This is a genomic window from Hymenobacter sp. ISL-91 (assembly GCF_018613725.1).
Classification (GTDB): Bacteria; Bacteroidota; Bacteroidia; order Cytophagales; family Hymenobacteraceae; genus Hymenobacter.
The window spans coordinates 131,027-153,524 of the sequence record NZ_JAGGPS010000008.1; the positions used below are offsets into that span (position 1 = coordinate 131,027).

A 22,498-nucleotide genomic window follows, 5' to 3' on the forward strand; every position below is an offset into this window, starting at 1 on the left:
CGTGCTGATATACGTATGCTACAACTTGAGTTAGCAACGTTCTTGGGCTACAGCCCTGCCGTTTGAAACAGGCTGCGCCGGCTGCTACTTTTGCGAGTAGCAGCCGGCGTTTTTTATGCCGATTACCGTATTTGCGCTCCTGCACCGTTGCCATGAACTCACCCGCCACCGCCAGTTCCTCAAGTCCAAAAGGTTCTGCTACTTCCCGCTACGCCATTCTGGTGGCGGGCGGCAGCGGTACGCGCATGGGCGCCGACCGGCCCAAGCAGTTTCTGGAGCTGGCCGGCGAGCCGGTGCTGCTGCACACGCTGCGCCGCTTTGCCGATCCGGCCCTGGGTGTGGGCACGCTGGTAGTAGTGCTACCGGCCGGGCAGCTGGAAACCTGGCAGGACCTGTGCGCGCAGTACCAGGTGCAGATTCCGCACACGCTGGTAGTGGGCGGGGCTACGCGCTGGGCCTCGGTGCGCGCTGGTTTGGCCCACTTGGCTGACCACGAAAGCGGCGTGGTGGCCGTGCACGACGGCGTGCGCCCCCTCACGCCCCGCTCCGTGATTGAGGCCACGTACCAAGCCGCCTACAACCACGGCGCGGCCGTGGCCGCCGTGGTGCCCAAAGATTCGGTGCGCAACCTGAGCCAGCAGGGCAGCTACGCCCTCAACCGCGCCCGCCTGCGCCTCGTGCAAACGCCGCAGTGCTTCGATCTGGCCCTGTTGCGCCGTGCCTACCAGCTGCCCGAGCTCAACACCTTCACCGACGATGCCAGTGTGGTGGAAGACCTGCACCCCATTCAGCTGGTAGAAGGCGACTACCGCAACCTCAAAATAACGACGGCCGAGGACCTGTACGTGGCCGAGGCGTTGCTGCGCATGGGTAACTGAGTGACGTGCGTTGAGGGCAGAATATCATTCAGAACATGCTGCGCTTGGAGCAAGAGCGAAGAATCTCGCGTGCTGATATTGGGCTACCGACACAACATCAGCACGCGAGATTCTTCGCTTCACTCTGAATGACGTTTCTTTGCTTATCAACCTATTCCTTTCCCTATGCCCACTCTGCTTTACGACGTGCGCCCCGATGGCGTAGTCACTATTACGCTCAACCGTCCCGACGTTTTCAATGCCTTCGATGATGCCCAGAGCTACGAGCTGCAGGATGCGCTGAAGCAGGTGGCGCGCGATGCCAGCGTGCGGGCGGTGGTGCTCACGGGGGCCGGCCGGGCATTCTGCTCGGGCCAGGATTTGAAGGCTAGCCGTGAGGCCGAGGCCGAGGCCGCCGAGGGCCAGCCTCGTTCGTTCTACGATTCGCTGCACAAGCGCTACAACCCCATTATCCGGGCTATGCGGGCGCTGCCCAAGCCCATCATCTGCCGCCTAAATGGCGTGGCGGCCGGGGCCGGCTGTTCGCTGGCGCTGGCCTGCGACGCCATTGTGGCTTCGTCGGAGGCTTCGCTGATTGAGGTGTTTATCAACATCGGGCTGGTACCCGATTCGGGCTCGTCGTGGTTTCTGCCCCGGCTGGTGGGCACGCTGAAGGCGTTTGAGCTATGTACGCTGGGCTCGAAGGTAACTGCCGAGGAAGCATTGCGCCTGGGCCTGGTGAACCAGGTGGTGGCCCCCGGGCAGCTCGACGAAGCCACTTATGCACTAGCTGCCCGCTATGCCGCCGCGCCCACCAAAAGCATCGGCCTCATCAAGCAAATGCTCAATAAGGCCGCCACTGCCACGCTCGACGAAATGCTGGACTATGAGGCCCACTGCCAGCAGATTGCCGGCGAATCGGGCGACTACCGCGAGGGCGTGCAGGCGTTCCTGGAAAAGCGGAAGCCCGATTTTAAGGGTGAGTAACGTTCGGTAGGCTCGGCGGCGTCCGCGCAAAAAAAAGGAGTCTGGCCCCGTCGTATAACGAGGGCCAGGCTCCTTTTTTGGTACATAATGGCGCTTACAGGCGGCCGCCGACGCGGATGGTGCGGGTAACGCCGTTGGTGGTGATAGAGGCAATATTGTCGCAGGCCTGGGTGCCGGTGGGGTCGTAGTTGAGCAGCAATTCGCGGGCGCCCTCGGTGGAAATAGTGACTGTACCGGCCACAAAAGTGCGGGCGCAGCCGGGCTGGAATTTCTTGATGAGCGGCTGCCCGATAACGGCCGAATAGTCCTGGCCCTTGCGGTTGGTGCCGCTGGTCTGGCCGGTTACGCTATACTCGTCGTCGGAGAGGGTGCGAGTAGCTTGGCCGGCCGTGCGGGTGTAAGTGCGGCTGGCGCTCCAGGAGTGCTTACCGGCAGAGGTAGTGATGCTGGCATTCTGCACCGACAGGTTCCAGGAGCCGGTTCCGAGCCGGGTGATGACGCGGGTGCCGGTGTGCTGGTTGTCGTTGCGGTAGTAATCAACGAGGGTGATGGTTTTGGTAGCACCGGCGTCGCGGGGCTGGCCACCGAATACGGTTACGATTTTGCCGCGCCGGGCCACACCGTTGGGGCCCACGCAGTTGGTGGTACCGAAATCGAGGGTGAGCGTGCGGGTAGCGGCGTCGTAGGTGCGCGTGAGGCAGCGGCCGGCCAGGCGGGTGAGGTCATCGGCTTCGGCGGCGGGGCTGTTGGGTGCGGCGGCATCGGCAGGCGCGGCGGCATCCGTCAGGTCGGCCAGAGCGGCCGTTTCATCCTCGGCCAAACTCTGATCTTGGGCTGTTACGGCGACATCGGGGCTCTGCGGGTCGTTGGCCTTGTTGCAGGCGGGCAGCAGCAGCGTGGAGCCAGCCAGGGCGGCCATGCTCAGCAGATAAGAGGTAGAGCGCTTCATGGGAAAGGCAGAAAATGAAAAGTGGGGAATGAGAAGAGCAACTGGTTTTCGGCGGTTAGAAGCAGCGTTTGCGAAAAAGTTTAAACAGGCAGGGAACTTTTTTTTAGACCGTCGACTCCCTAACCCGATCAGGCAGGTCGCGTATAGCTGCGAATACATTTTTCTTCTTCAATTCCCTGATCTGATGTTGTTTTTCCGCGCTGTCTGCCTTTTGTTGCTGCCCGCATTGGTAGCCTGTTCAGGCTCGGCCAGCAACAATGATCCGGTTTTTGAGGCGAAGCTTCAGAATGAAAAGCGCATTAGTGAGCAGGATATCACCAAGCGGCAGATCAGGGATGCAGAGTTGGTGGTGGAAACGGCCAGCAACCAGATGGAGCTGCTCGAAATTAGCCAGATAGCCCAGCGCAAGGCGGTTTCGCCTGATGCTAAATATGTGGCTCAGAATGTCATCAATCAGGTAAGCGCCCTTCTCAGTGAACTGAGGGTGCTGGCTAAACAGAAAAATCTGGTGCTGCCCGCCGGCCTGAGTGAGAGCCAGGCACTGCAGGTAGGCGAAATGACCGCCCTCAATGGCGCGGCCTTCGACCAAAAGTTTGCAGATGCCCTGACCCGCACAATCGAACAGGATCTGGATATCAACGAAGACCTGCAAACGGAATCGTACGATGCCGACCTGCGCCCTGTCGCAACCCGACAGCTGGCGGTACTGCAGGATTTGAAGCGGGCCACCGATGACTTGAAATCAAAATTAAAAATCTGATTTCAAAGAAGATAGACTGATTGGCGGTAACCCTGTCCGCGAAATACAAGTACCCGTTTCACCAACCTTCACCTTCTCTGCCTACCCTATGAAACTTCGGATTCTTCCTTTTCTGGCCCTGGCCTTTGCTCTCTCGCTCAGCAGCTGTAACACCGAAACCCGCACTGACGGCACCGCTGGCGAAGCCGTGAGCGACCTTGATGCCGCCACCGATGATGGAGGCGTAAAAGCCGATGCGGTGGTGATTGACAACAACGCTGGTCCTACAGTGACGGCCGACGCCGATTCGCTGCCAGCCGCTGCTGCCGACACAACCCGTTAGCCCTTTTTTACGCGTTATTTTAAACCCACTTAACCTACCTACTCCTATGAAACGCTCTTTTCTGGCCGTGCTAAGTGCCGGCGCCCTGCTGGCTGCTACAGCCTGCAACCCCACCACCGATACCACTACTGCTACCACCGACACCGCTACGGAAGGTACAGCAGCCGATATGACGACTCCTGCCAGCACCGCTCCGATGATGAGCGACGCCGAGTTCATGAAAATGGTAGCTACCGGTGGCCACAATGAGATGGGCCTAAGCCAGGTAGCCCTGGCCAAAGGTGCCAGCGGCGAAACCAAAAGCTACGCCGACATGATGATTAACGACCACAAGGAAGCGGGAGAGGAACTGAAAGCCATTGCTGCAAGCAAGAACGTAACGCTTCCTACCGAAATGGACGCTGAGCACATGGCCATCAAAACGGAGATGGAGGCAATGGCGGCTGAGCAAGCTACCCAGAAGTATGCCCAGCAAATGGTAGTCGACCACCAAAAAACGGTGGATGCTTTCCAGAGCGAAATTCAAAACGGCACCGATGCGGAGGTAAAAGCCTTTGCCAGCAAGGTGTTGCCCACTATTCAGGCGCATCTGGAGGCGGCCAAAAAGCTGCCCGGCGCTATGGCCAATTAAGGTCACCCATCTGATTAAAAAAACCGCCGCGTTTTTGCGCGGCGGTTTTTTTGCGTCCGGTGAGTTCAGACGACGAAAAGAATACTAATGGGTCTCAGGCTGAATTTTGCTGAGCGCAGTATCCTGATTCGGGCTTGCGGTCATGGCCTGCCCGGTTTTAGGGCTATTTGTGGTAAGCGCTACTGATGTGACAGATGTTGCTGTGGCCGGGGGAGTGACGGGCTTAGGTGGCTTGGTGATGATGGCTACGGCAAGCAAAGCAGGAAAAACCAGAACTTTCATGGGCAGGAGGGAAGATAGAAGCCCTCAAACTATAGAAATATCATTGGTTTTTCAACTATTCGTTCATGTAAATTTTGCGAAAAGTAAATGCTTACTCAGTACAGCATGACAATAAATGCACCTGATTATTGCTGAAAAACCAGTTTTTGAGCTGATTTTCTGCCTGTCCGGTAACAGCCTGCTTATTCAGCTACTGCGTACTGGCTCGTGCGCAACTCCTCGGCCAGGAAGCGGGCGGTGTGGCCCTTGCCGGCCTTGGCTACGGCTTCGGGTGTGCCCTGGGCCACGATGGTGCCGCCGGCCGCCCCGCCCTCGGGGCCAATGTCGATGAGGTAGTCGGCCACCTTGATCAGGTCGAGGTTGTGTTCGATGATAAGGACGGTGTTGCCCTTGTCGGCGAGTTTGTGCAGGACTACGGCCAGGTGGTTGATGTCTTCGAAGTGCAGGCCGGTGGTGGGCTCGTCAAGGATGTAGAACGTTTTGCCGGTGTCCTTCTTGCTCAACTCGGTGGCCAGCTTCACGCGCTGAGCTTCGCCGCCGCTTAGCGTGGTGGCCTGCTGGCCCAGCGTGAGGTAGCCCAGGCCCACTTCGTGCAGGGTCTGGATTTTGCGCAGGATGCGGGGCTGGAACTCGAAGAAGTCCACCGCCTTTTCCACCGTCATGTCGAGCACGTCGGTGATGGACTTGCCCTTAAAGCGCACTTCCAGGGTTTCGCGGTTGTAGCGGCGGCCCTTGCAGGTTTCGCAGGGCACGTGCACGTCGGGCAGGAAGTTCATCTCGATGGTGCGGATGCCGGCCCCCTCGCAGGTTTCGCAGCGCCCACCCTTCACATTGAACGAGAACCGGCCGGGCCCGTAGCCCCGGATTTTCGACTCGGGCAGGTTGGCGAACAGCTGGCGAATCTCGGTGAACACGCCGGTGTAGGTGGCCGGGTTCGAGCGCGGCGTGCGCCCAATCGGCGACTGGTCCACCTCAATCACCTTATCAATAAACTCCAGCCCCTCGATGCTGCCGTAAGCAAGCGGCTCGCGCTTGGCCTTGAAAAAGTGCTGGTTGAGAATGGGATAGAGCGTGTCGTGAATGAGGCTGGACTTGCCCGAGCCCGACACGCCCGTCACGGCCACCAGCTTGCCCAGCGGAATCTTGGCCGTTACGTTTTTGAGGTTGTGGCCCTTGGCGCCGCGCAGCACCAGCTCGTTGCCTTCACCCTTGCGCTTCTTCTTGCGTAGCTCAATGTGCTTCTGCCCGCTCAGGTATTGCGAGGTGAGCGAGCCGGAGCCGAAGATTTCGGTGGGCGTGCCCGAAGCCACGATGTGGCCGCCGTGGATGCCCGCGCCGGGGCCGATGTCGAGCACGTGGTCGGCGTGCATAATCATGTCCTTGTCGTGCTCCACTACAATCACTGAGTTGCCCAAATCGCGCAGGTGTTGCAGGGCCTTGATGAGGCGCTCGTTGTCGCGCTGGTGCAGGCCGATGCTGGGCTCGTCCATGATATAGAGCACACCCACGAGCTGAGTACCGATTTGGGTGGCCAGCCGGATACGCTGGCTTTCGCCACCCGAAAGCGTACGAACCGAGCGGTGCAGGTTGAGGTAATCGAGGCCTACTTCAAGCAGGAAGCCGATGCGCTTGCGGATTTCCTTGAGCAGCTCGCGGGCAATCAGGTTCTGGCGCTCCGAGAGGCGGTCTTCGAGGCCCACAAACCAGTCGGCCAGCTCGTTGAGGTCCATCACCGATAGCTCGCCGATGTGCTTGCCGTCGATTTTGAAGTGCAGGCTTTCCTTTTTGAGCCGGTAGCCGTGGCACTCGGGGCACTCCTGGGCCTGGGTGTACTGCTGAATCCACTCCCGGATATTGTCCGACTCGGAGTCCATCTGGCGGCGCAGAAACGGGATGATGCCCTCGAACGGCTCGGCGTAGCCGGGCAGCTTAGGGTCCTCGGCCTCGTCTTCCGAGATGCCGTAGAGCAGGTGCTGGAGCAAATCGGCGGGCAGCTTGTGCAAGGGCGTGCTCAGGCTGGCCTTGTTGCGCTTGAGAATCTGGCCCAGCTGCTGGAAAATCCAAATGTCGCGGTAGTCGCCCAGCGGCGCAATGCCGCCGCGGCTGATGGTCAGCTTGAGGTCAGGCATGACCGTTTCCTCGGTTATTTCCTGCACCTGGCCCAGGCCATTGCAGGTGGGGCAGGCGCCGTAGGGCGAGTTGAAGCTGAACGTATTGGGGGCCGGGTCGTCGTAGGCAATGCCGGTGGCCGGGTCCATCAGGAAGCGCGAGAAGAACTGGGTGTTGTCCTTCTTCTTGGTGTCGGGGTCGAGCACGAGCATGGTGCCCTTACCCTGGGTGAGGGCGTTCTGCACCGAGCCCGAGAGCCGGAACCGGTCGTCCTCCTCCACCACCAGCCGATCAATCACGATTTCGATGTCGTGAATTTTGTAGCGGTCGACCTGCATTTTGGGCGTCAGGTCGAGCAGCTCGCCATCCACCCGCACCTTGGTAAAGCCCAGCTTGGCCACCTGCTGAAACAGCTCGCGGTAGTGGCCCTTGCGGCCCTTCACCACGGGGGCCAGCACCACCAGCTTGCGGCCGTCGTACTCTTTGAGGATGTAGTTGATAATCTGGTCGTCGCTCTGCCGGATCATCTTCTGGCCCGTAGCGTAGCTGAAAGCTTCGGCCGTGCGAGCGTAGAGCAGGCGCAGGAAGTCGTAAATCTCGGTGATGGTGCCCACCGTGGAGCGCGGGTTACGCGAGGTGGTTTTCTGCTCGATGCTGATAACCGGCGACAAACCCTCGATTTTGTCCACGTCGGGCCGCTCCAACCCGCCCATAAACGAGCGGGCGTAAGCCGAAAACGTCTCCATATAGCGGCGCTGGCCCTCGGCGTAAATCGTATCAAAGGCCAACGATGACTTGCCCGAGCCCGAAATGCCGGTAAACACCACCAGCCGCCCCCGCGGAATCTGCACCGACACGTTCTTCAGGTTGTGCTCGCGCGCCCCGTACACTTCAATATAGGGCGCCTCCAAATCGGCCGGCCCCAGCAGCTGCCCGCCAATGGGGGCACGGTTTTCCACAATGGTTTCGCTCACCACCTCAGCCCGCGGCACCGCCTGCACGGCGGCTGTGCTGTGGTGCCCATTGCCCTCGGCCACCGCAGCGGCTACCGAAACGGCCTCATTGCTGGGCTTGTTGACTTTAGTGGCCTTGCCCGCCCGGGCAGTTTTAGCAGGAGCCGATTGGGTGGTAGTTTCGGCGGTGGAAGCCGATTTGGCGGCCCGGCCAGCCTTGGGAGCCTGAGCGGTTTCGGTGGCGGAAGAAGCGGAAGCGGCAGTCGTTTTTTTGGCCATGCGGCAGCGGAGCGGGATAAGTCGGCAAAGGTAAAGGAAACGCGGCCCGATGGCTAATGCGAATAGCTTTTGAGTCAGGCAGTTTCGGTGGCCGGCACTGTGAAGGTAGCGGCCAGATGGAGCATAACAGCCGAAGCCCTCGGTTTGTGCCCGGTCGCCTGAACTTCCCGTATGTAATTGCTCCGGTGCAGATGCCCTGCTCCGGAGCAGCACACTTTGTACGTTGTTTGAAACGACACCTTCTGTTCGGGCGAGCGGCGCGTACGCCCCGGTGGCCGGCGCAGTCTGCGGCTGATACGGAGTTGGTTCCATTTTTGCCAACAGCCCCTCAGAGGCTCTGCAGCTAATGCTGGCGACCCTGAATACGCTGATTACTGGCAGCATTTTGCTTCTCTCATCCTACTCAATACTCATGCGCTCTTCTTCCAACTTACTACTTACGGCTGTGCTGACGGCCTCTCTGGCTGCGTTCAGCCTGCCGGGCCAGGCCCAGGTAACCATCAATGTAAACCCACCCAGCTGGGGCCCGGCCGTGCCAGCGGGCACCCAGTACTATTACATTCCGGAAGTGGGCGGCTATTACGACCTGCGCGACCAGCAATACGTGGTGCGGCGTGATGGCAAATGGAAAAAACTGAAGACCATCAATGGCTACGCTACCAATTCGTTTCATCCGGTCGTTATCAATTATGTGGGGGCGCAGCCCTGGGTGCTTATCCAAGAGCATCGGGTAAAATATCCCAAAAAGGGTCATCCGCACGGCATGCCGCCCGGCCAGGCCAAAAAGGCCCGGGCCGTGTATGTAGCCCCTACTGGCTTGCCAGTTTATGTTGAGCAGGGCAAAGGCCAAAAGGGCCATGACAAGGGTAAAGGGCAGGGTAAAGGCAAGCACTAGCTTTCCGAACCTGCTTGAAGTGCAACGGGCCGGCCTCTTCTCAGAGAAGCCGGCCCGTTGCACTTCAAGCAAATTTTTCGGAGGGGTGTTACCTGGAGCTTCAGCGCGCCAGCAGTGGTTCCCACTCGATTTTGCCCCGAGCAGCAGCCGGCGTGGGCATCTGGTTGCGGCGCAGCAGCTCCATAATCACTAGCATGTCATCGTCGCGGCCCATGCCGGCGGCGGCTACCAGGCGGTTTTGCTGCACGTAGAGCGCCAGGAACTCCTGCTTGTCTATTTGACCCTGGAAGATGATTTCGTCGTAGTCGGTGGCGTGGCCGGCATAGCGCAGGCTTTTGCCAAATTGCTGGGTCCAGAAGAAGGGGACCTCACTAAAGGCCTCTTTTTGCCCCAGCATGTTGCGGGCGGCGCAGGCGCCGTGCTGCTGGGCCAGCCGCCAGTGCTCGATGCGGTGCCGGCCCGGGCCGGTGGTCAGCGGAAACAGGGCCACGTCGCCGGCGGCGTACACATGCTCGGCCGCCCGCAAATGTGCATCCACGCGCAGGCCGCCGTCCTTTTCCAGCTCGAAAGCATCGGCCAGAAATTCGGTGGCCGGTTGCACGCCCACGCCCAGCACCACCACATCGGCGGGCAGGAGCTGGCCCGAGGCCAGGCGCACGGCCGTTACGCGGCCGTTTTCGCCTTCCAGGGCCGCCACTTCCGCCTCCGCCTCAAACTGCACGCCGTGGCCGATATGCAGGTGGCGAAACATGGCCCCGATTTCTGGCCCCAGCACTTTGGCAAACGGTTCCTTGTCTCGCGCCACTACCGTAATCTGCCGCTTTTTATCCTGCTCTTTGTTCTCAGTGGCCAGGCTGGCAGCGGCTTCCATACCAATAAAACTGCTGCCGATAATAACTACGTGCTCGGCATCGGCGGCCGCTTTCCGAATGGCTGCGGCATCCTGAACGGTGCGCAGGAGTAGCACGCCGCCAAGGTCGTGGCCGGGCAGCTGGGGCAGGGTGTTGGGCCGGCTGCCGGGGGCCAGCAGCAGCTTGTCGTAAGTCAGTGGGGCGCGGCCGGCGAGTTGCAGCTGGCGCTGCTTCAAATCCAGGCCGGTGGCGCGGGTATCCGTCAGCAACTCGATGCGCTGCTGCTCATAAAATTTGGGCTGACGTAGAGGCAGCGCCTTTTTATCAGCTTTGCCGGCCAAAAAGGCCTTGCTGAGCTTGGTGCGGTCGTAGGGCGCGGCCGGATCGGCGCCGACCAGCACGATTCGGCCGCCAAAACCCTCGGTGCGCAGCGTCTGGGCCGCGAACTGGCCGGCAGCTCCGGCGCCCACAATCACGAAGGTGCGTTCGTCCGTTGCAGTGCGGTCGGGGGCGGGCGGGGTGCCGCCTACCAGGGCTGTGGGCGTGGCGTCGGGGCTATCGGCGGCCGCGGCGGGGTGGGCGGGTAGCGTCACCCAGATTCGGCCGTCGGCTACACGAATGGGGTAGGTGGGCAGGACGTCGAGGGCCGGGGGCTGGCACAGGTGGCCGTCATCCACCCGGAAGCAGGCGTGGTGCCAGGGGCAAACGATTTGGTCGTTGATGATGCGGCCTTTGTCGAGCGGGGCGCCGTAGTGGGGGCAGCGGGCGGCCAGCGCCCGGTACTGGCCCTGCCGGCGCACCAGCAGCACCTCGGTGTCGGGCGTGGCGGGGTAGGCGCGCATTTCGCCGTCGTTCCGGAGGGCGTCGGCGGGGGCAAGGTTAATTTCGGGAGGCATGGCGGTGGGGGGATTGGTGTTTATGCCAACGCGCCAAAGCCGAGCTTGGTTATAAAACATGGCTGCGGCCCAACTCCCTCATCCGGCCGCCTTGGGCGTGCGTACAAGCACAAATCACCACGTTGCTTCTGCCATGTCTGCTCCCTACCAACCCATCAGCTGCTCGTTCTACGACGAACTGGAGGCCCGCGCCACCACCGGCCAGCCCTGCACGCTCGTCTATCGTACCGAGTCCGACACGCCGCCCAGCACCTACCACGGCATCATCCAGGACCTGTATATTCAGGACAAAGTAGAATACTTGCGACTGGCCGACGGCTTCGAGTTGCGGCTGGACAACCTGCTGGCCGTGGACGACAAGGAGCTGCGGAATTACTGTTGAAAAGCTGTAACTCTGTACCCCCTGACTCCTCAGTTCTACTATGCGTGCGCTGCTACTTTTCTTGCTGTTAATCTTTTCCAATTACAGTTGGGCCTGTTCCTGCGGAAGAGTTGGCATTCTAAAAAGCCGCTGTTACGCTGCCGTGATATTCACTGGCACGCCTATAAAAAGCGCTACTACTACCTATACAGACACTCTTGGTATCTATCAGGGAAAATTGGTGACCAGTCCGGGAAAACTTGTCCAATTCACATTTAAAATCAACCAATTATATAAGGGCCGCTTACAAACTGATACCATTTCCGTTACGACGAGCGGAGGTGAGGCGGATTGCGGAAATAATTTTGCAGCCGACCGCCCCTACTTGATTTACAGTTGGTACACTGATCGAAGGCCTAACGACCTTCGAGAGAATTACTTGAAAGTTGACAACTACTTAACCACTAGTCTTTGCTCCCGAACGAAAGCTGAGAGCTTCTCCACCTTTTATGAGAAGTTGCTACTCAAAATCCTGTCGTAATAACGGCCGCCCCTCTTCAGGAGCGGCCGTTATCATAAGGCGTTAGCGCGAAACAGTGCTTTAAAACTCCGCGCTGCCGGGGAAACGGGGGAAGGGGATGACGTCGCGGATGTTGGCCATGCCGGTGACGAACAAGATGAGGCGCTCGAAGCCCAGGCCGAAGCCGGCGTGGGGCGCGGTGCCGTACTGGCGCAGCTCCAGGTACCACCACAGCTCGTGCTCGGGCACCTGCATGGCGGCCATGCGCTCCTTCAGCTTGGTCAGGTCTTCCTCGCGCTGCGAGCCGCCGATGATTTCGCCGATACCGGGAAACAGCACGTCCATGGCGCGCACGGTCTGGCCGTCGTCATTGAGCTTCATGTAGAACGCCTTGATATCCTTGGGGTAATCGGTCAGGATAACCGGCTTCTTGAAGTGCTTCTCTACCAGGTAGCGCTCATGCTCGCTCTGCAGGTCGGTGCCCCAGTCTACCGGGAACTCGAACTTCTGCCGGGCTTTCTTGAGGATTTCAACGGCTTCAGTGTAGGTCAGGCGCTGGAAGTCGTTGTCGACCACGAACTGCAGGCGGGTCAGCAGCTCCTTGTCGTACTGCTCGTTGAGGAACTTGAGGTCATCCTGGCAATGGGCCAGGGCGTAGCGCACGAGGCTCTTGAGGAAGTCCTCGGCCAGGTCCATGTTATCCTGCAGGTCGTTGAAGGCCACTTCGGGCTCAATCATCCAGAACTCGGCCAGGTGGCGGGCCGTGTTGGAGTTCTCAGCTCGGAACGTGGGCCCGAAGGTGTACACCTTGCCCAGGGCCATGGCGGCTACCTCAGCCTCCAGCTGCCCCGACACGGTGAGGTTGGTTTGCTTGCCGAAAAAATCCTGCGCGTAATCGACGCCCGATTTGTCTTCGGTCAGGGGCGGGTTCTGGTCGGGCAGCGTGGTTACGCGGAACATCTGGCCCGCGCCTTCGGCATCGGAACCCGTGACGATGGGCGTGTGGATGTAGTAGAAACCGTGGTCGTTGAAGTACTGGTGCACCGCGAAGGCCATGGCGTGCCGGATGCGCAGAATGGCCCCGAACGTGTTGGTGCGGGGGCGCAGGTGGGCAATGCCGCGCAGGTTTTCCAGCGAGGTAGCCTTCTTCTGGAGCGGATATACGGCTGGATCAGCCGAGCCATACACCGTTATTTCGTCGGCCTGAATTTCCACGGCCTGGCCCTTGCCCTGCGAGGCCACCAGCTTGCCGCGCACGGCAATGGCGGCGCCGTTCTCCACGCCGTCGGCCTTCAGCTTTTCCTCCGGAAACTGCTCGGCGTTGGCCACTACCTGAATGGAGTTGAAGCCCGAGCCGTCGTTGAGGGCAATGAACTGCACGTATTTGTTGCCGCGGCGGGTGCGCACCCAGCCTTTCACCAGCACCTCGCGGTCGAGGTCTTGGCTGCGCAGCAGGTCCTGCACGCTGGTTTTTCGGAGGTCGGACATGGTTGGAGTCGTAAGTAGAGCGCAAAGGTAGGAGAAACCGCTTGTCATCCTGAGCTTGCGAAGGACCTTATCACGCTGGAACAGGTTGCGGTCATGGCCGTGCTAACGTGGTAAGGTCCTTCGCAAGCTCAGGATGACAAGCGGCATCAGTATATCGTCCCTTCCCAACTTTTCCTTCCTGATTCAAGTACAGAAGGGCTACATTTGGCTTACCTACCCCCGTGCCGAAAACCCGGCGGGGCGTACCGTTTTTGGCGTATGCAACGACTGGACATGAAGCAGCTTCTTTCGCAGAAGCTGAGCCCCCAACAGATTCAATTTATCAAGCTGCTCCAAATTCCGACGGCGGAGCTGGAGGCGCGCATCAAGGAGGAGCTGGAGGTGAACCCCGCCCTGGAAGAAGGCGAGGATGAGCCGGAGGACGAGTTCGACGACCTCGACAGCGGCGACGATGATGCCGATGACAACTACGACGACCCCGATGCCGCCCTCGACAACCCCGACAACACGCTCGACGAAGACTACGACGCCGACCAGCGCGACGAGCAGCCTGAGGTAGAGCTGCCAGTGAAGGAAGAAGCGCCCAAAGCCCCCGAATCGAATTCGGAATCGGAAGACCTCGACCTGAGCGACTACCTCAACGACGACGAAATAGCGGGCTACAAGATGCAGGGCGACGGGCCCGGCGACGACGAGGACGGCCGCGAAATGCCGTTGGCCGACACCAGCGGCTCGCTCATGGACAACCTGCTCAGCCAGCTCGGCTTCTCGGGCCTCGATGAGCGGCAGCAAACCATTGGCCGCCAGCTTATCGGCTCCATCGATGGCGACGGCTACATCCGCCGCGACCTGTCGGCCATTGCCAACGACTTGGCTTTCTCGCAAAACCTGGAAGTAAGCGTGCCCGAAGTGGAAGGTGTGCTGCACGTAGTACAAACCTTCGATCCGGCCGGTATAGCGGCCCGCGACCTGCAGGAGTGCCTGCTATTGCAGCTGGAGCGCCGCCCGCAGGAGGAAACCGTGGAAAACGCCGAACGCATCCTGCAGGACACCTACGAGGAGTTCACCAAGAAGCACTACCAGCGCATTCAGCAGAAGCTCGACCTCGAAGATGAGGAGATAAAGGAAGCCATTGGCCTCATTCTCAAATTGAACCCCAAACCCGGCGGCAGCGGGCCGGTGGGCGGCGGCAAAATCCAGTACATCATCCCCGATTTCCTGCTGACCCACGACAACGGCCAGTTCAACCTCACGCTCAACACCCGCAACGCCCCCGAGTTACGCGTGTCGCCGGCTTACACCGAGATGTTCCGGGCCTACGACAAGGCCTCGAAGAAGGACAAGAAGATGAAGGAGGCCGTGACCTTTGTCAAGCAGAAGCTCGACTCGGCCAAGTGGTTTATCGACGCCATCCGGCAGCGCCAGAACACGCTGCTGCGCACCATGGACGCCATTGTGCGCTACCAGCGCGAGTTCTTTGAGGAGGGCGACGAAAGCAAGCTGCGCCCCATGATTCTGAAAGACATTGCCCAGGAAATCAGCATGGACATCAGCACGGTGAGCCGGGTAGCCAACTCGAAAGCCGTGCAGACGGAGTTCGGCATCTACCCGCTCAAGTACTTCTTCTCCGAAGGCATTGCCACCGATTCGGGCGAGGATGCCAGCTCGCGCGAGGTGAAGTACATCCTCAAGGAAATCATCGAGGGTGAGCAGAAGAAAAAGCCGCTTTCCGACGACAAGCTGGAGAAAATGCTCAACGCCCGCGGCTACAACATCGCCCGCCGCACAGTAGCCAAGTACCGCGAGCAGCTCAACATTCCGGTAGCCCGGCTGCGCAAGGAGCTATAGAAAACCGTCTGTCATTCTATTCTTCGCTTCGCTCTTAATGACAAACGATTATTGACTGAGCCCGGCACAAACGCAAAACGGCCCGGGTCGCACATTGCGAACCGGGCCGTTTTCGTCAGCTAATTCAAGAACTAGTCTTTGTCCTTGTCACGCTTGGACTTCTTCTTCTCTTTTTTGCCTTTGGCGCTCTTGGTCACCACCTTCGTTTTTTCTACATCCATGCTGGGGGCCATGGCCTCGGGCGTGGGCGTAGAGGTGGCGGTGGCCGTTACGCGGTTGCCGTCGTTGTCGAGCTCCACTACCTCGTAGCCCAGCTCCGTCAGGCCGGGGAAGGCCTTGGTCCGGTCGCCTACTACCACGATGTACATGTTGTCGGCGGGCAGATACTTCTGGGCAATGCCCTGCACATCCTCTTTCTTGAGGTTGTTGAGAATCTCGCTCTGCTGCTTCACGTAATCCAGGGGCAGGTCATACTCCACTAGGCGGCTCAGGAACGCGGCCTTTTGCTGGCCGGTTTCGTAGCGCAGCGCGTCGCTCTGGCCCACCGAGGCCTGCAGGAACTGCAGCTCGTCGTCGGTAATACCGTTGCGGTAGTTTTTGATTTCCGACATAAACTCCTTCACCGAGGCCGCCGTGGCATCGGCGCGCACACCGGCCGAAGCCGTGTAGGGGCCGGCGTAGCGGCTTCCCTGGAAGCCCGAGCGCGCGCCGTAGGTGTAGCCTTTGTCTTCGCGCAGGTTCAGGTTGATGCGCGAGTTGAAGGCACCGCCAAGCAGGTAGTTGCTCAGGTAGGCGCGGTAGTAGTCGCCGGTGGCGTCGTAGGTGAGGGGCGAAAGGTAGCCCACCCGGATTTCCGACTGCGCGGCGCCGTCCTTGTTCACGAAGTAGATGCGCGTTTTGTCGGGCTGGGTGGCCTTTTCGCCGGCTGGCAGGCTGATCTGCTTCTGCTGCCAGTTGTTGAGGAAGCCCAGTTGCTTGGTGAGCGTGGCCTGGTCTACGTCGCCGGTGGCTACCAGGTAGCTCACGTTGGGCGCGTAGTAGTCCTGGTAGAACTTCTTCACATCATCGAGCGTGATGCTGGTTACCGTGGCGGCTGTGCCGCTGGAAGGCACGCTCATAATGTCGGCCGGGTTGTACACCAGCCGGTCGAAGGTTTTGTTGGCGATGAGCACCGGCTGGGTTACCTGGTTGGCAATGCCTTCCAGCGCCTGCTTTTTGAGGCGGGCGAAATCGGCCTCATCGAAGCGCGGGTGCAGCAGGCGCTGCTCCAGCAGGGCCATAGTGGCGGGCAGGTTTTTGGTCAGGCTCTGCACGTACACCGTCGTGTTGTCGTCGCCGGCGCCTACCCGGATGGCGCTGCCCAGCTTATCGAGCTCCGAGCTGAACTGCTCGGCGGTGTACTTCTCGGTGCCCTCATTCATCATGGCCGCGGTGAGGGCGGCAATACCGGCCTGGTTGCGGTTGAGCTGCTCTAGGCGGCGGCCGCCACGGATGGTGAGCAGCATGGTAGCCGTCGGAATTTCGGTGTTGCGGTTGCCCATCAGGCGCAGGCCGTTGTTCAGCTTGCTCTGCCATACCGTAGGTACCTGCACGGCGGGCGCGGTGCCGGCCTTGGGCTGCTTACTGCGGTCGAAGTTGTCGGTGGGCTTGGTGTAGCTCAGGCCTTCGTAGCCGTAGTTGGGGGCCTTGTAGCCGTCTTTGGAAACTGTGTAGTTATCGGGCTTTACGGGCGGTACTGCGCCGGTTTTAGGCACCACGCTCAGAATAACGGCGTGCTTGCCCTTGAGGTACTTGGCGTATACCCGGTTCACGTCGGCCGGCGTTACGGCCCGCAGGGCCTTCAGGTCTTGGGGCAGGCGGTTGGGGTTGCCGAAGAAGGTCTGGTTGGCGGCCAGCTGGCTAACCTTGCCGCTCACGCTGGCCAGGCTGTTAACCACCTGTGCCTCAGTGCTAGACTTGAAGCGGGCCACCTGCTCGGCGGTGGCGCCGGTGCGCTCAAACTCGGCCAGGGTGCTGCGCACCTGCATTTCGAGGCTGTCGAGGCCTTTGCCGGGGAAGGGCAGCATGACCATGGTAAACTCGCCGGCCAGCTCCGAGGTAGAGTTGTAGGCCTGGGCCTGCACGGCGCGCTGGGGCTTGATGAGGTTCTTGTAGAGCAGCGAGTTCTTGCCCTGGCCAATAATTTCGGCCAGCGCGTCCAGCGCGTACTCGTCGGGGTGGCCGGTGGGCACCGTCGGGAACACCACCTGCAGCATCGGAAAGCGGATGTTGTCCTGGTAGCTTACGTAGCGGTCCTGGGTCAGCACGGGGGCGGGCAGCTTCTGGGCAGCCACGGCGGGGCCCTTCGGAATGGAGCCGAAGTACTTGGCCACCATCTGCAGCACTTGCTGGGGCTTCACGTCGCCGCCCACGGTAAGGGTAGCGTTGTTGGGCCCGTACCAGCGCATGAAAAAGTTCTTCAGGTCGTCGACGTTGGAGCGGTCCAGGTCTTCGAGGTAGCCGATGGTGAGCCAGCTATAAGGGTGTCCGTAGGGATAGAGCGTCTTCGAGACGTTCTCGGAAGCCAGGCCGTAAGGGCGGTTGTCGTAGTTCTGGCCCCGCTCGTTTTTCACCGTCGAACGCTGCACCTCAAACTTCTGCTGGGTTACGGCATCCAGCAGAAAGCCCATGCGGTCGGCTTCGAGCCAGAGCGCCGTTTCGAGCTGGTTGCTGGGTACGGTTTCGAAGTAGTTGGTCCGGTCGCGGTTGGTGGTGCCGTTGAGCGTGCCGCCGGCCGAGGTGACGAGCTTGAAATGCTGCTCGTCGCCTACGTTGTCGGAGCCCTGGAACATCATGTGCTCGAAGAAGTGGGCGAAGCCCGACTTACCGATCTGCTCGCGGGCCGAACCCACGTGATAGGTAATATCAACGTGGGCCAGCGGGTCGGAGTGGTCTTCGGTCACTACCACGGTCAGGCCGTTGGGCATCACGTACTTTTCGTACGGAATCACCAGCTCACCGGGCTTTTTAGTTACTTTTTCTACCAGCCGGGCACCACCGGGCAGGGGGCTGGTAGCGGTGCTGGCTTTGGTGGCAGAAGCAGTTTTTTTCTGAGCCAATGCCGGCTGAATCGATAGCGTGGCGCCGAGGCCCAGCAGCAACAGGTGGTTGCGCGTCATAAATCGGTGGGAATGAAGTGGAATGGATTACGGCCGGAAGATACACAGGGAAGGACAAATCTGTAAGCGCCCGAGTTGCATTGCTACAGGAGCTGGCTGTACTGTGCGGGTGGTATGCACCTGCGGACGTACCTTTGCCTTGTTGCCTGCCAGCCCCTTCTAATGCCCATTGCCGATTACGTCCTCCTCTCTTACCGCTCCGATTTGCGGTTGCTGATTATGCGCTGGACGCGGGTAGCTACTTCCGCTGAGCACCGGGCCGGCTATCGGGAGGCGCTACGCCTGGCCAAGCCCGTGCAGGCCGGCCGCTGGCTGATCGATCTGCGCAGCCGCGGCCTGGCCGACTCCACCGACCTACTCTGGATACTGCACGACTTCCGCGCCGAATTGCAGACGGCTTTGCCCGCCGCTGTGCGCCGCATTGCTTACTTCACCACGCCCTACCACGCCGAACTGCTCATTCCCCGCCTACAGGAGCTTAACACCGTAGCTGCCGCCGACCTTGAAATCCGGGTGTTTGTGGAAGAAGCGTCTGCCTACAGTTGGCTGACCGGATAAAACCCGGTGCTTCCATAACGAGAAAGGCCTACGCTATTGAGCTAAATGCTCAGCAGCGCAGGCCTTTCTCGTTGTTTTACCTTTTACTTCACAGCCGCGGGTCGGTTTCCACCGGAGCATCATAGCCACCACCCTCTAGGGCTACGGGCTCTGCCGAAACTAGCCGAATATCATCGGCATCATCGACGCGCAATGTGAGCAGGCCACCAACAACCATTGTGACTCCGCCCAGAACCAACACCGAGAGTGTATTGCCGCTGAACAGATGGATAGTAAGGAAGCCTAGTACTGTGGCCGCTACAATTTGGGGAATGACGATGAAAAAGTTGAACACGCCCATGTAATAGCCCATTTTGTTAGCAGGTAGGGCGCCGGCCAGCATAGCGTACGGCATCGACAGAATGCTTGCCCAAGCAATACCCACCAAACCCATTGCTACTGCCAATAGGGCCGGCGTATCCACGAAGCGCAGGGAAATCAGGCCCAACCCGCCCACTACCAAGCACAGCATGTGAGTAAAGCGGCGACTGGTACGGCGGGCCAATACTGGCAGCAGGAAGGCGAACAGGGCGGCCACCCCATTGCGCACCGATGAGCAGATGCCCAACCAGTCGGCCCCATCGTTATATTGTTGTTGCACTCTGGTGAGCGTCGCAACTTCAGCGGGGGTAAAGTCAGTGCTCTTCAGTGCGTAACCCGCCAAGTTGGTGGTTATCACCTTGTCGGAGTTGCCGGACTGAAAGCGGTTGATATCGGCTAAATCGTTGCGGAGTGCAGTGAGTTGCTTGGCTTGCATCTCGGCAGCCGTGGCGGCGCTCAGATCGAAGAAGCTTTTGGCTTCCACGTCTTTTACGGAAGCAGAGGCGGCCTGCACCCGCTGCTCAATTTTGGCAAATAGCTTGTTGTCTACGTGCATATCGTAGATGTTGCTGGTGATGGCGTTTGTGGAATAAATCCACATAGCAAACAGGGCAAACCAAGTAAAAAGCTGCACTACGGCTAACTGTTGCATCGCCTTAGGCATATGAAAAATGCCCATAAACGACTCTTTCAAACCGTCGAATACTCGGGTGCCGGCTTTTTCGCGCTCAAACTCAGCCATGTTGGCCGGCGGGTACTCACGGGTGGTAACCACGGTATACATCACGGCCAGAAAAAACGCTACACCGCCCGCATAAAACGCATATTTCACGGAGGGTGGAATCTGGCCCTGCGGCGCTATATTAGCAATGTCGAATAGGTTGGTGAATACCCACGGCAGGCCGGCCGCGATAACCGAGCCTATCCCGATAAAAAAGCTTTGGGTAGCAAAGCCCGTAGTTCGCTGGTTGTTAGGCAACAGGTCGCCAACAAAGGCCCGGAACGGCTCCATCGAAATATTGATGCTCGCATCCATCACCCACAGCATCCCGGCCGCTATCAGCAGCGACCCCGAATTGGGCATAATGAATAATGACAGCGTAGCCAGCACTGCCCCCAAGAAAAAGAACGGCCGTCGGCGGCCCCAAGTAGGGTGCCAAGTACGGTCAGAAAAGTAACCGACGATGGGCTGCACTAACAGACCCGTCAATGGGGCAGCAATCCAGAGTAGCGGCAGGTCGTCTTTGCTGGCGCCCAGCGTTTCAAAAATGCGGCTTACGTTGGAATTCTGCAACTCGAATCCGAACTGGATACCCAGGAAGCCGAAGCTCATGTTCCAGATTTGCCAGAAGCTCATCCGGGGTTTGTCGCGGGTATCAGCCGAAACGGTGGCGGTGGGGGAGGCCATGGGATTGGGGGAATTTAGGGATTGGGAACGGGCGGAAGCGGATAGGTGAGAAGAGCGTCATTCAGAGCGTAGCGAAGAATCTCGCGTGAAGCCGTTGGATGACAGTTACAACGTCAGCACGCGATATTCTTCGCTGCGCTCTGAATGACGCTCTTCTCGCCTTTGACTTCTAACTACTTAATTTCAAAAATATGGCTGCTTTGCGGAGCCAGCGTAACGGCGGAGCCATCCGTAGCGGTACCCGCCGGGGCCATCAAATCGGTGTAAGTAAGCGCTTTGTCGGCGGGTAGGCCCAGCCGCTCGCGTACTGCTACCGGTAGGTTCAGGTCGAGGCGCTGGGTTTGGTCGGGGCTGAAATTGACGACGACCAGCAGCGTTTCGGTGTCGGTGTAGCGCAGGTAGGCGTACACGCGCTCGGCGTTGTAGCCGGGGTTCTGGGCGGCCAGCGTGCTTTGCAGCTCATAAAAACGACCCTTCCGGATGGCTTCGCGCTGGCCCGAGAGCGTGAGCAGGCGCACATAGAATGCGTGCAGCTGCTGTTGCTCTGCGCTTAGCTGGCCGCCGTCGAACTTGCCGCCGTTCAGCCATTTCTGGTGCTCGGGCACGCCCCAGTAGTCGAAAATAGTGGTGCGGCCATCTGTCCCCGAAAAGCCCTCGGAGCCCAGCGCCGGCTCGCCCACATCTTGCCCGAAATACAGCATAACCGGACCTGTGCCCAGCGTGGCCGACACCACCATGGCCGGCAGCGCGGCGCGGGCGTTGCCGGCAAAGTCGGGGCTGGCAATGCGCTGCTCGTCGTGGTTTTCCAAAAAGCGCAGCATGTGGCCGCCGAAGCCCCGGCTTTCCTCACTCCAGACCTTGGTAATGTCGCGGGTCGTGCCCTCGTTGCGGGTCAGGCGGCGCAGGCCGTCGTAGAGGCCCACCTTGTCGTAGAGGTAGTCGAAGCCGCCTTTTTCGAGGTACATCTGGTAGGTTTTGGCGTCGTAGGCTTCGCCGATGAACAGCAGGCTCGGCTTTACCTTCTTCAGCTCCGGAATCACCCAGGCCCAGAACTCAACCGGCACCATCTCGGCCATGTCGCAGCGGAAACCATCCACGTCTTTTTTTGCCCAGAACACCAGAATGTCGCGCATCTTCAGCCACGTATCCGGAATGGGCTCGAAGGACGACTGACGGTTGTTCTGGTAATCGACGCCGTAGTTGAGCTTGGTGGTTTCGAACCAGTCGTTGACACTCGGGGCGGCCGAAAAAACGTCGTTGCCGGTGGCTTTGGCGGGGTTTTCCTGGTACTTTCCGTCCTTCTGGGGACCGGGCTGGCCGCCCAGCGGGGTGTAGTCGGCGGGTACCACAAAGGGCTGGCCCGGCAGGTAGTAGAAGTTGTTGCTGGCCCTGAAGGCCTGGGTCGTATCGTCCTGCTCGCCCAAATCCACCACGCCCGCCGGCTTGGCATCCGACTTATAGCTGCGGGCTACGTGGTTCGGAATGAAGTCGATGATGACTTTGAGGCCGTTGTTGTGGGTGCGCTTCACCAGCGCCTCGAACTCGGCCATGCGCTTAGGAACGTTCACGGCTAGGTCGGGGGCCACATCGTAGTAGTCCCGGATGGCATAGGGCGAGCCGGCGCGGCCCTTCACCACGTCGGCGTCGTCGGCCGGGATGCCCTCGTAGGCCGTGAGGGTGGCATGGTCGAGCACGCCGGTGTACCACACGTGGCTGACGCCCATGCGTTTAATGGCCTGCAAGGCCTGGTCGGTGATGTCGTTGAACTTGCCGACGCCGTTTTCCTGGGCGGTGCCGTAGGTTTTGTTGGTGGCAGTCTGGTTGCCGAACAGGCGCGTCATCAACTGGTAGATGATGAGCTTGTGATCCTGGGGGGCTTCTTCGGTGGTGTTGGCGTCGGGCGGAAGCATGGCGGGTTTTTGGGGCGAGCAGGCGGCGAGGGCGAGTAGGAGGAGGAGGCGTTTCATGTTGTTCTGGTGTTTTTAGCCCGCAGAGGGCGCAGTGTTTTCGCAGAGGGCGCAGTGTT

At 59.8% G+C, this 22,498-nt stretch carries 17 protein-coding genes; 9 read left to right on the forward strand and 8 right to left on the reverse strand.

Annotated features, from left to right (window positions below; translation table 11 throughout):
• Nucleotides 1-152: 152 nt before the first annotated feature.
• Both J7E24_RS04160 and J7E24_RS04165 read left to right on the forward strand, forming a co-directional pair.
• The gene (locus tag J7E24_RS04160; protein WP_215135417.1) at nt 153-878 is read left to right on the forward strand and encodes a 2-C-methyl-D-erythritol 4-phosphate cytidylyltransferase; all 726 of its coding nucleotides are present in this window, start codon (nt 153-155) and stop codon (nt 876-878) included.
• Between the two features lie 165 nt (nt 879-1,043).
• Nucleotides 1,044-1,844: an enoyl-CoA hydratase-related protein gene (locus tag J7E24_RS04165; protein WP_215135419.1), complete on the forward strand. Its 801-nt coding sequence runs from the start codon at nt 1,044-1,046 to the stop codon at nt 1,842-1,844.
• A 94-nt stretch (nt 1,845-1,938) separates the two neighbouring features.
• Here J7E24_RS04165 and J7E24_RS04170 read toward each other — a convergent pair whose 3' ends face one another.
• On the reverse strand, nt 1,939-2,793 hold the full coding sequence (locus tag J7E24_RS04170) for a hypothetical protein (RefSeq protein WP_215135422.1): 855 nt from the start codon (nt 2,791-2,793) through the stop codon (nt 1,939-1,941).
• 184 nt (nt 2,794-2,977) lie between these two features.
• Between J7E24_RS04170 and J7E24_RS04175 the strand changes: the two genes are divergently transcribed.
• The 3 genes from J7E24_RS04175 to J7E24_RS04185 all read left to right on the forward strand — a co-directional run bounded on the left by J7E24_RS04175 (nt 2,978) and on the right by J7E24_RS04185 (nt 4,506).
• Nucleotides 2,978-3,553, forward strand: coding sequence for a DUF4142 domain-containing protein (locus tag J7E24_RS04175; RefSeq protein WP_215135425.1), 576 nt, complete (start codon nt 2,978-2,980; stop codon nt 3,551-3,553).
• A gap of 88 nt (nt 3,554-3,641) precedes the next feature.
• Entirely contained in the window at nt 3,642-3,875 is a 234-nt protein-coding gene (locus J7E24_RS04180) for a hypothetical protein (protein ID WP_215135427.1), read from the forward strand.
• A 46-nt stretch (nt 3,876-3,921) separates the two neighbouring features.
• Nucleotides 3,922-4,506, forward strand: coding sequence for a DUF4142 domain-containing protein (locus J7E24_RS04185; RefSeq protein WP_215135430.1), 585 nt, complete (start codon nt 3,922-3,924; stop codon nt 4,504-4,506).
• Between the two features lie 84 nt (nt 4,507-4,590).
• Here the strand turns inward: J7E24_RS04185 and J7E24_RS04190 are convergent, their stop codons facing one another.
• Together J7E24_RS04190 and uvrA are read right to left on the reverse strand one after the other, a co-directional pair.
• On the reverse strand, nt 4,591-4,788 hold the full coding sequence (locus J7E24_RS04190; protein WP_215135432.1) for a hypothetical protein: 198 nt from the start codon (nt 4,786-4,788) through the stop codon (nt 4,591-4,593).
• Nucleotides 4,789-4,970: 182 nt separating this feature from the next.
• Nucleotides 4,971-8,129: an excinuclease ABC subunit UvrA gene (gene uvrA, locus J7E24_RS04195; RefSeq protein WP_215135435.1), complete on the reverse strand. Its 3,159-nt coding sequence runs from the start codon at nt 8,127-8,129 to the stop codon at nt 4,971-4,973.
• A 412-nt stretch (nt 8,130-8,541) separates the two neighbouring features.
• Here uvrA and J7E24_RS04200 point away from each other — a divergent pair, with 412 nt between their 5' ends.
• Nucleotides 8,542-9,024 carry a hypothetical protein gene (locus J7E24_RS04200; RefSeq protein ID WP_215135437.1) on the forward strand — a complete coding sequence of 161 codons (483 nt, stop codon included), beginning with the start codon at nt 8,542-8,544 and terminating at the stop codon, nt 9,022-9,024.
• 100 nt (nt 9,025-9,124) lie between these two features.
• On the opposite strand, the gene J7E24_RS04205 is transcribed toward J7E24_RS04200, so the two are convergent.
• Nucleotides 9,125-10,771: an FAD-dependent oxidoreductase gene (locus tag J7E24_RS04205; protein WP_215135440.1), complete on the reverse strand. Its 1,647-nt coding sequence runs from the start codon at nt 10,769-10,771 to the stop codon at nt 9,125-9,127.
• Nucleotides 10,772-10,904: 133 nt separating this feature from the next.
• Between J7E24_RS04205 and J7E24_RS04210 the strand changes: the two genes are divergently transcribed.
• Nucleotides 10,905-11,153: a hypothetical protein gene (locus tag J7E24_RS04210; protein WP_215135442.1), complete on the forward strand. Its 249-nt coding sequence runs from the start codon at nt 10,905-10,907 to the stop codon at nt 11,151-11,153.
• Between the two features lie 580 nt (nt 11,154-11,733).
• Here J7E24_RS04210 and asnS read toward each other — a convergent pair.
• Entirely contained in the window at nt 11,734-13,140 is a 1,407-nt protein-coding gene (gene asnS, locus J7E24_RS04215) for an asparagine--tRNA ligase (protein ID WP_215135446.1), read from the reverse strand.
• A 258-nt stretch (nt 13,141-13,398) separates the two neighbouring features.
• Here asnS and rpoN point away from each other — a divergent pair, with 258 nt between their 5' ends.
• Nucleotides 13,399-14,988, forward strand: coding sequence for an RNA polymerase factor sigma-54 (gene rpoN, locus J7E24_RS04220; RefSeq protein ID WP_215135448.1), 1,590 nt, complete (start codon nt 13,399-13,401; stop codon nt 14,986-14,988).
• 131 nt (nt 14,989-15,119) lie between these two features.
• On the opposite strand, the gene J7E24_RS04225 is transcribed toward rpoN, so the two are convergent.
• Nucleotides 15,120-18,146 carry a M16 family metallopeptidase gene (locus J7E24_RS04225; protein WP_215135450.1) on the reverse strand — a complete coding sequence of 1,009 codons (3,027 nt, stop codon included), beginning with the start codon at nt 18,144-18,146 and terminating at the stop codon, nt 15,120-15,122.
• 162 nt (nt 18,147-18,308) lie between these two features.
• On the opposite strand from J7E24_RS04225, the gene J7E24_RS04230 reads away from it, so the two are divergent.
• On the forward strand, nt 18,309-18,704 hold the full coding sequence (locus J7E24_RS04230) for a hypothetical protein (protein WP_215135453.1): 396 nt from the start codon (nt 18,309-18,311) through the stop codon (nt 18,702-18,704).
• An 88-nt stretch (nt 18,705-18,792) separates the two neighbouring features.
• Here the strand turns inward: J7E24_RS04230 and J7E24_RS17550 are convergent, their stop codons facing one another.
• A complete protein-coding gene (locus J7E24_RS17550; protein WP_251047010.1) occupies nt 18,793-20,472 on the reverse strand; it encodes an MFS transporter in 1,680 nt (559 codons plus the stop codon).
• A 173-nt stretch (nt 20,473-20,645) separates the two neighbouring features.
• Nucleotides 20,646-22,439, reverse strand: coding sequence for an alpha-amylase family glycosyl hydrolase (locus tag J7E24_RS04240; RefSeq protein WP_215135456.1), 1,794 nt, complete (start codon nt 22,437-22,439; stop codon nt 20,646-20,648).
• Between the last annotated feature and the right edge of the window lie 59 nt (nt 22,440-22,498).